The sequence below is a fragment of the Pseudomonas silesiensis genome (assembly GCF_001661075.1).
Lineage (GTDB): Bacteria > Pseudomonadota > Gammaproteobacteria > Pseudomonadales > Pseudomonadaceae > Aquipseudomonas > Aquipseudomonas silesiensis.
In genome coordinates, this window is record NZ_CP014870.1 from 2499383 (window position 1) to 2511726 (window position 12344).

The following is a 12344-nucleotide window of genomic DNA, read 5'->3' on the forward strand; positions in this document are numbered from 1 at the left end:
GGGTGTGATGTACATAATCGGTTATAAGGGTGGTGAAGATGGCTGTCCCGAAAATAGTATCTACGGGGAATTGGTTGGGTATAATTGGAATTCCAATGATTTTGCAGACAAAAAATTTCCGTCAGTCGGAACAATTTTAGATTTTTATGCGCAGCATCGAATCGTAGATTCGGATTTTTTTTATTTTGGTAGCGAGTTTATTTGCTCCGAATTTTTGCTGCGTTTGATAATTGATAGTAGTTTCGGGAGTGTAGATATTAGAGATGTTCGGCTGCATCAACAAAACAAAGCATTTCCGCTAGCTTCAAAAAAATACTATCTGTTGCGGAGCCGAGAGGTCCACAAAATTTTAGATATGGCGAAATCTACATATGAATTTCGATTCGATCCAGTTACCAAGACTCCGGAAGAAGATGCTTATCACTCGGGTAGGTTGATATTCGACTTGATATCAGATTTCCAACTTAGTGAAAATTTATGTCCGCTAGATATCTTTGTTGCATCGGAGATGCTGAAGGATGAGTACGTGATTTCAGATGCACTTGCAGAAAGGATCACTGAATGTCGACTCAAAGGTGTTAATTTAACGCCGCTATCAAAGTATATATATGACGCTAAGCTGGAATTCTGATCCAAGTCAGCTTGTCGGTAGGGGGCAAGTTAGGGCGCCATATGCATCTATTTAAATATTGCTCGATCGAAGCGGATTGCTTCAGAAAAATTAATCTTAGTACTGCTTCAACGATATCCATCCCAAACTCAACTCCGGCGCCCGCCAAGACTACACCTACGACGACGCAGGCCGCTTGCTCACCATCGAGCGTCTGCCCACCGCCAACGGCAAAAAACTCGGCGTCAGCGCGGAGAAACTCGATTTCACCTAGGACCTTCTGGGCCGCCTGATCAAGGAGACCACGCCCCAAGGCGCGCTAGCCTACGACTACGACCCACTGAGCAACCTGACAACACCGACACTGCCTACCGGCCAGCACCTGAACCACCTGTACTACGGCAGCGGCCACCTGCACCAGCTCAACCTCGACGGCCAGTTGATCAGCGACATGGAACGCGACGACCTGCACCGCGAAGTGCTGCGCACTCAAGGCACGCTCACCAGTTGTTTTGGCTATGACGCGATGGGCCGCAAGGCCTGGCAATTCGCCTCGACTTTGCCGGCAGAAAAACTCTCGCAGATTCTTAACCCGGGCATCCAGCCTGAACTATTGGTAGAACACGCCTATAACCCGATCCACCGCCGTCACCAATACGATCCCGCCGGCGAACTGACCCGCACCCTCGACAAGCTGCGCGGCGAGATCAAGTACGACTATGAAGCCAATGGTCAACTGCGCAGCCGCGACACCGGGAAGTTGGTGGACAGCGAAGAGTTTCGCTATGACGCGGCGGCGAACCGGCTGAACTTCAACACCAGTCAGTTTGATCACGTGAAGAACAACCGGATCAAGCAGTGGCGGGATCAGGAATATACCTACGATGCCTGGGGCAACCTGATTGAAAAGCGTAGTGGGGTGAGCCGGCTGCAGACGTTCAGTTACGACTGTGAGAATCGGTTGGTTAAAGCTGAGACGTTGGTGGGCGGCAAGCTGGAAAGTACCGGGGCTTATCGTTATGACAGCTTGGGGCGTCGTGTCGCCAAGGTGTCGGAGGTCAACGGCGTAACGGAGCAGAAGCATTTTCTGTGGCAGGGCTTGCGCATGCTGCGTGAGGAAACGCCGGGGCAGAGTAGCCTCTACGTTTACGAGCCAGGAAGTTACGCGCCGTTGGCGCGGGTGGATCAGGAAGAGGGCGGGGAGCAGACGCTTTACTACTTCCATACCGACCAGATTGGTACGCCGCTAGAAATGACGGACCGCGAGGGGCAGATTGTCTGGCAGGCGACGTACAAGGCGTGGGGGGCGGTGGAGCGTCTGGACGTCAATGTAGTCGAGCAGAATCTGCGGTTCCAGGGGCAGTATTTCGATGATGAGACGGGGCTGCACTACAACACGTTTCGGTATTATGATCCGGAGGTGGGGCGGTTTATTACGCAGGATCCGATTGGCTTGAATGGTGGAGACAATCTCTACCGGTACGTACCTAATCCTACCGGTTGGATTGACCCATGGGGATGGGAGTGCTGGAGCACCGCGAGAAGAAAATATTGGAAAGCTGAAGCGCAGGCACCGAGCCAAGTATACTCACCTGCAAATTTAGCCAATATGGCGGAAGGTAAAGCTCCTAGAATGACAGTAGAGGTTGTAAATCGCAAAACGTTAGAATTGTCACGAAAAGACATCGCGTTGGAGTTGCATCATAATGACATACCGCAGCGCATAGGAGGTTCTGGTGTGCATGAGACTTCTAACTTGCTATCGTTAACGCCGTGGGAGCATGAGGCTGTCGATTCATTTAGGCACGTAGGCTCAGACTTAATCAGAGTAGTGAAAGGGGTAGACGTTTGGTGACTGTAAATTCAGAAACTGCAAAAGAAATAATCAATTCAGAAGCTTATAGGACGTTGGTCGCTGAGTTGAAAAGCCACTTGAGGATTTCTGTAATAGAAAGCTATGAGGATGTGTTTGCAAGATTAGATGCAGCTTCGATAATAAGATCTGAATTGGAAGTGGATGAAATAAAATCTCTATTTGGTTTGCGTTCTAATGAGCTAAAAAGATACTCGATCAAAAAATATACAGCACTACACGGTAATCCTGATGAACAAGAGTATCCAGTTGGTGAAGAGCCAAGCACTGAGGATAAAGATTCAAATATAGTTAGCCAAGGCTATGCTCCTGGTTTTTTGCTAATAAATGCTATAGAGTTATTACTTTCCTGCAAAGGCGTAGATTCCCTGAATAAATATTTGAAAGCGTCCAGGATTCCCAAGGCCCATTCGTATTCAAAGCAAGTAATTAAATTTAGTAATATGAATTAGTCGATCAGAATTGATCTAAATCGTAGTGAGTGTTTTTGCGCGAGCGTGTGTTCTTTAGGTATGATAGCGTTTGGAAGTTCTTTAAAAGCCTACTTGTAGTAGTGGCTGGTGTTTCGGTCATATTCCGTAAGTAAAGTTTATGGGTGCACTAGCTCGGCTGATTGTTTTCGCCTTCATATCCAAATACCTGTGGTGGAACTCCCCGGCCCAGGTCGAACGCTTTTAGGACTGCTCGGGCAAAAGCACCCATTACCGCTTCGACGAGCGCCACCACCTTATCGCCGTCACCGACGCCCTGAACCAGACCACCACCCTGGAACGCAAACCCGCCGGCGAAGTGCTGCGCATCCAGCACCCGGACGGCAGCGCCGAGCCCTTCACCTACAACGCCCTCGGTCAGGTGCTGACGCACACCGACGGCAAAGGCCAGACCACACGCCTGCTGCGCACCGCCCGCGGTCTGCCGAGCAGCCGCCAGGACGCCAAGGGCCAGCGCATCCGCTATGAATACGATCAGGCCATTCGCCTGACCGCGCTGGTCAACGAAAACAATGCGGCTTACCAGTTTGCCTATGATGCGTCCGACCGCCTGGTCGAAGAAAAACGCATCGACAACCTGACCCGCCAGTTCAGCTACAACCTGGGCGGACACCTGACACGGGTCAACGAAATCGGCTACGGCGAGCGCGGCGAACGGCCACAGCGTCATACCGAATTTGAGCGCGATGCGATTGGCCGCCTGCTGGCCAAACTCAACGCCGATGCGCGTCAGGGCTACACCTACGACGACGCAGACCGCTTGCTGACCATCGAGCGTCTGCCCACCGCCAACGGCAAGAAACTCGGCGTCAGCGAAGAGAAACTCGATTTTGCCTACGACCTGCTCGGGCGCCTGATCAAGGAGACCACACCCCAAGGTGCTCTGGCCTACGACTACGATCCGCTGAGCAACCTGACCACGCTGACCCTGCCTACTGGTCAGCACCTGAACCACCTGTACTACGGCAGCGGCCACCTGCACCAACTCAACCTCGACGGCCAGCTGATCAGCGATATGGAGCGCGATGACCTGCACCGCGAAGTCCTGCGCACCCAGGGGCACCTCACCAGCTGCTACGGCTACGACGCCATGGGCCGCAAGGCCTGGCAGTTCGCCTCGACCCTGCCGGCGGAAAAGCTCTCGCAACTCCACAACCCCGGCATCCAGCCGCAACTGCTGGTAGAGCACGCCTACAACCCGATCCACCGCCGTCACCAGTACGACCCGGCCGGCGAACTGACCCGCACCCTCGACAAGCTGCGCGGCGAGATCAAGTACGCGTATGAAGCCAACGGCCAACTGCACAGCCGCGACACCGGCAAGTTGGTGGACAGCGAAGAGTTTCGCTATGACGCGGCGGCGAACCGGCTGAACTTCAACACCAGTCAGTTTGATCACGTGAAGGACAACCGGATCAAGCAGTGGCGAGATCAGGAATATACCTACGATGCGTGGGGTAACCTGGTTGAAAAACGCAGCGGGTTGAGCCGGCTGCAGACGTTCAGCTATGACGGCGAAAATCGGCTGGTCAAGGCCGAGACCTTGGTGAATGGCAAGCTGGAAAGCAGCGGTGCCTATCGTTATGACAGCCTGGGACGGCGCGTGGCCAAGGTGTCAGTGGTCAACGGGGTCACGGAACAGAAGCATTTCCTGTGGCAAGGCTTGCGGATGTTGCGCGAGGAGACGCCGGGGCAGAGCAGCCTGTACCTCTACGAGCCGGGCAGTTATGCGCCCTTGGCGCGGGTGGACCAGACGGAAGGTGGGGAGCAGAAGCTCTATTACTTCCATACCGACCAGATCGGTACGCCGCTGGAGATGACGGACCGCGAGGGGCGGATTGTCTGGCAGGCGACATACAAGGCGTGGGGAGCGCTGGAGCGGTTGGAGGTCGATGACGTCGAACAGAACCTGCGGTTTCAAGGGCAGTATTTCGACGACGAGACGGGGCTGCACTACAATACGTTTCGGTATTACGATCCGGGGGTGGGGCGGTTTATTACGCAGGATCCGATAGCGCTTTCTGGAGGGATGAATTTCTACTCGTACGCACCGAGCCCTAACAATTGGGTCGATCCGTTAGGCTGGTGCTCTACGAAGTTAGGTAACAACATGGGGGCGCGTCCCGGCGATGGAATGGCGAACCACCATTTAGTACCTGAAGAATTGATAAAAAGTGCTCAATTCAAAAGTATGTTTGGTAGGCTGAAAAAGATTGGATGGGATCCCGATGGGGCTTCAAATGGCATTTTCCTCCCGGGCTCCAAAGACTTGGCTAAATCTACCGGTATGCCCGGACACTGGTCAAGCCACGGTCAGTACACTGAAGCTGTAAAAAACAAACTTGTTAAACTAAATAATAATTTAGGTAGTTTGACAGATATGGACCTTGCGCTCGGCGTCAAAAATATTCAAGCCTGGGCCGGTGAGGAGCTTGAGGGCGGGTTGTTCAAGCTTGACGCGATAACTGGTCGACTATTGTGAGGCGAAAAAATGAAAAATTTATACATTGTTAGTTATGAGCCTGATGGTGAAGGGGCACCATATTTTTTTGATTTTAAATGGATTCCGGAGTTGCCAGAATTCCATTATCCTACCGAAAACCCTGAGTCGGGTGAATTAATTGCTAAGTATCGAGCTGTGGCCGACGTGCCGCAGCTAAATGCAGACTGGTTGCCCGATCACTTTTTAGCAAGCGAAAAGTTTTTGGCTATCTGTGATTTTTGTGAATGTAGCTACGTTAGTCGGCCGGTTGAAATTCTTATAGAAGGAAAGCTTGCGCCGAACAAAAAATATCATTTCTTCGCTGCGACTGAAAGGCTCAGAGCGATGGATTTGGAGAAGTCTTCGTTTGTATTAGATAGCAATCTCAAGATAGAAGTGACCGACTCAAAAAACCAGAATTATGAACGAATTGATAAGCTCGTAATTTCCTCAGGTATAAACTCAAATTTCTTTTATTTTGAAGAGATTCATGAAGTTGTGTGCTCTGAGCAATTTTTGATCGAGTGCGTTAATAGACAAATTTATGGACTCGCCTTCAAAAAAATTGATGGTGATTACCGATATGCTCCGTGGGATGATTTTTAGTGGATGTAATATCGATTGTTTCTGCGTGTAACTTGTGATCCCCTGATGTAAATCTCCTGAAGGGGGGCGATGGTATGCAATTCTGTCTCTCCCCATCCGGAATAGTTGTCCTCTACGAAGAGTGTGTAGACCCTTCAGCGGATGTGACCACTTCCATTTCCGCTACGACATAAGCGCTCGCACCACCTGGGTCACCGACGTGCTCAGGCGCGAAGCCGAGATCCACTACAACAGCGATCACCGCGTCACCTCCAGCCGCGACTTCGGTGGCGAGCACTACGTCATCGAGATCGACGACACCGGCAACATGACCGGCCTCACATTGCCCGACGGCAATATCGTCACGCTCAAGTACGACGAATACGCTCGACTGCTGGAAGAAACCGACCCGCTCGGGCGCAAGATCAAGTACCAGTACCATCACCTGACAACCCTGGTTACCCAGGTCGACTACTCCGACGGCAGCACCTGGAAAGCCCGCTACGACGCCAAGGGCAACCTCATCGCCGAAGTCGACGCGCTGGGCCACAAAACCGAATACCTCAACAGCGATGACGGCCTGCCGCACACCATCATCGACGCCACGCAAAAATCCAAATACCTGTGGTGGAACACCCTGGCCCAGGTCGAACGCTTCCAGGACTGCTCGGGCAAAAACACCCTTTACCGCTTCGACGAGCGCCATCACCTGATCGCCGTCACCGACGCGCTGAACCAGACCACCACCCTGGAACGCAAACCCGACGGCGAAGTCCTGCGCATCCAGCACCCGGACGGCAGCACCGAATCCTTCACCTACAACGCCCTCGGCCAGGTGTTGACGCACACCGGGAATAAGAACCCGGCTAGTGAATGTACGGAGCGGGCTTGCTCGCGAAAGCAATTTTATAGTCAACATTGGTTTTGACTGGTGCACCGCCTTCGCGGGCAGGCCCGCTCCCACAGGGAGTTATGTCGATCACAACATAGTGGACAGACGCATTGCCCTGTAGGAGACCACCCAGCCTGCGAAGAGGCTGCGCTTTCGCGCAGAGAACATGCCGCTAAATCGGCAAGTAATTTATCTAAAAAATCAATGAGATAAACTTTGTTCCATAAGAGCCGGCTTGCTGGCGATGGCGGCCGAGAGATCATCGTTAGACTTCCCGCCGCCTTTGCGGGCAAGCCCGCTCCTACAAGTTTTGTGCGTCGAGCCGGATTTTGCGGCGAGATCTTCTAGCGCGAAATGATTCCGTGATCGATCGCGTACTTGACCAGCGCCGCCGGTTTATCGATGTTGAGTTTGCGCCGGATGCTCAGGCGATGGGTTTCCACGGTGCGCACACTGATATCCAGTTCCCGGGCCATTTCCTTGTTGTTCAGCCCTTGGACCATTTTGTACAACACCTGGCTCTCACGGGGCGTCAGTTCGTTGTCGGCGCTTTTGTCGGCGATCAGCCGCTGGGCGATTTCGGCGCTGTAGAAGGTGCCGCCGCTGGCGATGGCTTCGATTGCCGCGATGATCTCCCTGGACGGCGAGTTCTTCAGCACGTAACCGCTGGCTCCGGCTCGCACGGACTCGCTCACGTATTCGTTATTGTCGTACATGCTCAGCATCAGCACCTTGAGCGACGGGTACTGGCTGCGCAGCACCCGGGTCAGTTCCAGCCCGTTCATGTCCTTGAGGCTGATGTCGACCAGCAGCAGGTCCGGCTGGCAGCGGCCGACCATCTCGATCGCATCGGCGCCGTTCTCGGCTTCGCCCACCACTTCCAGGGGAGCCATCACCGCCAGCAGCGCCTTGATTCCATCGCGGACCAGGGCGTGATCGTCGACCAGGGCGACGCGGATCGGGTAGGGCAGGTTCATTGCAGGCATTCACTCTTGTTGTGGGCACGACTCAGCGTTGGGTGCCGGGCATTTGCATCGGTAGCAGGACGTCCAGTTCGCTTCTTCCCGGCGTCGAGGTCAGGGCGAACTGGCCGCCAAAATGTTCGACGCGTTCGCGGATATTACGCAGGCCGATGCCGGCGTGGCGACGTTCGACCTTGGCGACGTTGAAGCCGATACCGTCATCGACCACCGTCAGTCGCACGCCGTCTTCCGAGCCGTGCAGGGTAATGGATACGTTGCGGGCCCGGGCGTGGCGTTCGATGTTGGTCAGGCCTTCCTGGACGATGCGAAACAGCGAGACCGCGGCGCCGTCGACCAGGTCGCAGGCGAATTCGTTGTCGTCGTAGGTCACCACCAGGCCGCTGCGCTGCTCGAATTCGGCGGCGAGCTGGCCGATCGCCGCCGGCAGGCCCAGGGTGTCGAGCAAGGATGAGCGCAGGTCGTGGGACAGACTGCGAACTTCGCCGATCGCATCCCCCAGGCGTTGCGTGGCTTCCCTCAGGATGCCCAGGCCCTTGTCTCGTCCCTGGTCATTCTCCAGTACATGGCTGGCCAGTTCGAACTGGAACTTGATGGAGACCAGGACCTGGCTGATGCCGTCGTGCAGTTCACGGGACACCCGGGATCGCTCTTCTTCCTGCAGGCTGACGATGCGTTGGGTCAGGCGCTGCAGTTTTTTGTCGGCCAGGCGGTGTTCGCTGACGTTGAGGGTCATGCCGCTGGCGAACACCAACAGCACCGCCACCAGGGCCACGGCGGCTATCGCCAGCATGGTCTTGCGGATGCCCATGGCCACTTCGTCACGGGCCTGCTGGGTGGCGCGTTCGACGTCTTCCAGGTAGATGCCGGTGCCGAGCATCCAGCCCCAGCGATCCAGCATGACCACGTAGGCGAGCTTGTCGGTGACCTGGCCGGAGGAGGGTTTGTTCCAGGCGTAGCGCTGGAAGCCTTCGCCGGATTGCGCAGTGTTGAGCAAGGCCTGGATCACCGGCAGGCCGTGGGGGTCTTTCATGTCCCACAGGTCTTTGCCGACCAGATCGGACTGGCGCGCGTGCATCAGGCTGCGACCTTCGCGGTCGTAGACGAAGAAATAGCCGTTGACGCCGAAGCTGAGCTTGCGCAGCTCTTCCAGCACTTGCTGCTGGGCGCGCGCGTCACCGTGGCCGTCGTCGTACAGCGGTTCGATCAGGCTCTGCGCCATTTCGACGTAGTTTTTCAGTTCGGCGCGCTTGCTGGCCAGGATGCTGTCTTCGATCAGTTGCGCCTGTTGATCGCCCAGTTGACGGTTCAGGGAGATGACCAGGGCGCAGATGACGGCGATCGCCAGTACCAGCGGCAGGATGCCGAGCGCGACGATTTTGTGTTTGAGCTGCATCTGGGCTCCTGACCGGGCCGAAGGCGGGCGATGACGCTAATACTGTAGGAGCGAGCTTGCTCGCGATGGTCGTCAACGAAAACGCGTGTTTACCGGGTATACGCGGTGTTCTGAAGTCCATCGCGAGCAAGCTCGCTCCTACAGTTCCTGGGCGGGCATCATATGCCAAGGAGTGCGGGTCCAGTAGCGGTGGTGGACGGAATGACCTGCTGCCGGGATCTGTCGGTTGAATGTAAAACCCCCCTGTAGGAGCTGGCTTGCCAGCGAAGGCGGCGGCACATTCAATATCAATGGCGACTGACACACCGCTTTCGCTGGCAAGCCAGCTCCTACAGGGGATTTGTGTTTCAACCGATAGATAGGGGCGATCTACGTAGAACTACGTAGAGGTCGCGTACGTAGTAACGCGGATTTATTTGTGGACGGCATGCGCGGATATTGGGCCAGCTCCGCTCAGCGGACACAATTATAAAAATTACCGCCGCAGTCCACTGGCTGTCGGCAGGAGACACGCTATGCCCCGTCTGGCTAAACACCTCGCCTGGTTTGCCGTGGCTGTCCTGGGAGCGTTCGCGCTGAGTGTCGTGGCCCTGCGCCGCGGCGAAGCCATCAACGCCCTCTGGATCGTAGTCGCTGCAGTCGCCATCTACCTCGTTGCATACCGCTACTACAGCCTGTTCATCGCCAATAAAGTGATGCAGCTCGATCCCAATCGCGCTACGCCCGCCGTGCTCAACAATGACGGCCTGGACTTCGTGCCGACCAACAAACACGTGCTATTCGGTCACCACTTCGCGGCGATTGCCGGCGCGGGGCCCCTGGTCGGACCGGTCCTGGCGGCACAGATGGGCTACCTGCCCGGTACGCTGTGGCTGATTGCCGGGGTGGTGCTGGCTGGCGCGGTCCAGGACTTCATGGTCCTGTTCCTGTCCACCCGCCGCAACGGTCGTTCCCTGGGTGACATGGTCCGCGAAGAAATGGGCCGCATCCCCGGCACCATCGCCTTGTTCGGCTGCTTCCTGATCATGATCATCATCCTCGCGGTGCTGGCGCTGATCGTGGTCAAGGCCCTGGCCGAAAGCCCGTGGGGCATGTTCACGGTGATGGCGACCATCCCGATCGCGATGTTCATGGGCATCTACATGCGCTACATCCGCCCGGGCCGCATCGGTGAAATCTCGGTAATCGGTGTCGCGCTACTGCTCGGTTCGATCTGGCTCGGTGGGCAGATTGCCGCCGACCCGGTCTGGGCCAAGGCGTTCAGCTTCACCGGCGTGCAGATCACCTGGATGTTGATCGGCTACGGTTTCGTTGCGGCAGTGTTGCCGGTGTGGCTGATCCTGGCACCCCGTGACTATCTGTCGACCTTCCTCAAGATCGGTACCATCGTCGCTCTGGCGATCGGCATCCTGGTCACCATGCCCGAGCTGAAAATGCCGGCCCTGACCCAGTTCATCGACGGCACCGGCCCGGTGTGGAAGGGCGGTCTGTTCCCGTTCCTGTTCATCACCATTGCCTGCGGTGCGGTCTCGGGTTTCCACGCGCTGATCGCTTCGGGCACCACGCCCAAGTTGCTGGCCAGTGAAGGCCATGCCCGTTACATCGGGTACGGCGGCATGCTGATGGAGTCCTTTGTGGCGATCATGGCGATGGTGGCCGCTTCGGTGATCGAGCCGGGTGTGTACTTCGCCATGAACAGCCCGGCAGCGATCGTTGGCTCCGATGCCGTTACGGTGGCACAGACCGTCAGCAGCTGGGGTTTTGCGATTACTCCGGAAGCGCTGGAAGCGGTGGCCAAGGACATCGGTGAAACCACCATCCTGGCTCGCGCCGGCGGTGCGCCGACCCTGGCGGTCGGTATCGCGCAGATCCTGCACAGTCTCCTGCCGGGTGAAAACACCATGGCGTTCTGGTACCACTTTGCGATCCTGTTCGAAGCATTGTTCATCCTCACCGCGGTAGACGCCGGTACCCGTGCCGGCCGCTTCATGCTCCAGGACTTGCTCGGCTCCTTCGTACCGGCGCTGAAACGCACCGAGTCCTGGACCGCCAACCTGATCGCCACCGCCGGTTGCGTGGCGATGTGGGGTTATCTGCTGTACCAAGGGGTGATCGACCCGCTGGGCGGCATCAACACCTTGTGGCCGCTGTTCGGTATCTCCAACCAGATGCTGGCGGGGATCGCGCTGATGCTGGCGACCGTGGTGCTGATCAAGATGAAGCGTCAACGCTACGTCTGGGTCACCATGCTGCCCGCGGTCTGGCTGCTGATCTGCACCACCACCGCCGGCTTCATCAAGCTGTTCGACGCCAACCCGGCGATCGGCTTCCTGGCGCTGGCGAAGAAATACAGCGATGCCCTGGCCAACGGTCAGGTGCTGGCACCGGCCAAGAACATCGACCAGATGCAGCACGTGATCTACAACGCCTACACCAATGCCACGCTGACGGCGCTGTTCTTGTTGGTGGTGTTCAGCATCCTGTTCTTTGCGCTCAAGGTCGGTATTGCTGCCTGGGGCACCAAGGAACGTACGGATAAAGAAGCACCGTTCCAGGCCGTGCCGGATGCTTGATCGAGGAGTGCAGCATGTTCAATGACCTGAGTCGCCTGGGTAAATACCTCGGTCAGGCCGCACGCCTGATGGTTGGCATGCCCGACTACGACAACTACGTCGAGCACATGCAGAACAAACACCCGGACAAACCGGTGATGGACTACGAAATGTTTTTTCGCGAACGGCAGGAAGCCCGTTACGGCAGCAAGAGCGGGCCGAAGTGTTGTTGATTGTCGACAAGGTTCTTTATTGAACTTGTTTTAATACGCTATATCGAAAACGCCGCTCATTGAGCGGCGTTTTTCGTTTGCGCGGGATAAAAAAAGTTCGCAACTAAACATATAGCCGCTCTATTTCTCTCCTGATGATCGACATCATGTTGACGCCAAATATTTGTACTGTGCGATTGCATCTAAAAGCGATTGAGCATAGTGCAAAACAGTTGTGCACGTGATTGAAGTGTCAGCCATAAATAACAGC

At 55.8% G+C, this 12344-nt stretch carries 8 protein-coding genes and 3 pseudogenes; 9 read left to right on the plus strand and 2 right to left on the minus strand.

Annotated elements, in window-relative coordinates; translation table 11 throughout:
• Positions 1-7: 7 nt before the first annotated feature.
• The 7 genes and pseudogenes from PMA3_RS11400 to PMA3_RS11425 all read left to right on the plus strand — a co-directional run.
• Positions 8-631 (plus strand): hypothetical protein, encoded by a 624-nt coding sequence (locus PMA3_RS11400; RefSeq protein WP_064677247.1) that lies wholly within the window; start codon positions 8-10, stop codon positions 629-631.
• A 124-nt stretch (positions 632-755) separates the two neighbouring features.
• A pseudogene (locus PMA3_RS11410) lies at positions 756-2465 on the plus strand (RHS repeat domain-containing protein); the annotation flags it as partial.
• Positions 2462-2935, plus strand: a complete 474-nt coding sequence (locus PMA3_RS30680; protein WP_237140712.1) for a hypothetical protein — start codon at positions 2462-2464, stop codon at positions 2933-2935. The pseudogene PMA3_RS11410 and the gene PMA3_RS30680, both read left to right, overlap by 4 nt.
• Positions 2936-3107: 172 nt before the next feature.
• Positions 3108-5060: pseudogene (locus PMA3_RS11415) on the plus strand (RHS repeat-associated core domain-containing protein); the annotation flags it as partial.
• 48 nt (positions 5061-5108) lie between these two features.
• Positions 5109-5456, plus strand: coding sequence for an AHH domain-containing protein (locus PMA3_RS33580; RefSeq protein ID WP_476748390.1), 348 nt, complete (start codon positions 5109-5111; stop codon positions 5454-5456).
• Between the two features lie 9 nt (positions 5457-5465).
• The gene (locus tag PMA3_RS11420) at positions 5466-6062 is read left to right on the plus strand and encodes an imm11 family protein (protein ID WP_064677249.1); all 597 of its coding nucleotides are present in this window, start codon (positions 5466-5468) and stop codon (positions 6060-6062) included.
• 145 nt (positions 6063-6207) lie between these two features.
• Positions 6208-6930, plus strand: a pseudogene (locus PMA3_RS11425) (type IV secretion protein Rhs); the annotation flags it as partial.
• Between the two features lie 347 nt (positions 6931-7277).
• On the opposite strand, the gene PMA3_RS11430 reads toward PMA3_RS11425, so the two are convergent.
• A complete protein-coding gene (locus tag PMA3_RS11430) occupies positions 7278-7910 on the minus strand; it encodes a response regulator (protein WP_064677250.1) in 633 nt (210 codons plus the stop codon).
• A 31-nt stretch (positions 7911-7941) separates the two neighbouring features.
• A complete protein-coding gene (locus PMA3_RS11435; protein ID WP_064677251.1) occupies positions 7942-9309 on the minus strand; it encodes a cache domain-containing protein in 1368 nt (455 codons plus the stop codon).
• A gap of 515 nt (positions 9310-9824) precedes the next feature.
• Here PMA3_RS11435 and PMA3_RS11440 point away from each other — a divergent pair.
• The gene (locus PMA3_RS11440) at positions 9825-11882 is read left to right on the plus strand and encodes a carbon starvation CstA family protein (protein ID WP_064677252.1); all 2058 of its coding nucleotides are present in this window, start codon (positions 9825-9827) and stop codon (positions 11880-11882) included.
• A 14-nt stretch (positions 11883-11896) separates the two neighbouring features.
• Complete coding sequence (locus PMA3_RS11445; RefSeq protein WP_064677253.1) at positions 11897-12094, plus strand: YbdD/YjiX family protein; 198 nt, start codon at positions 11897-11899, stop codon at positions 12092-12094.
• Positions 12095-12344: the final 250 nt, after the last annotated feature.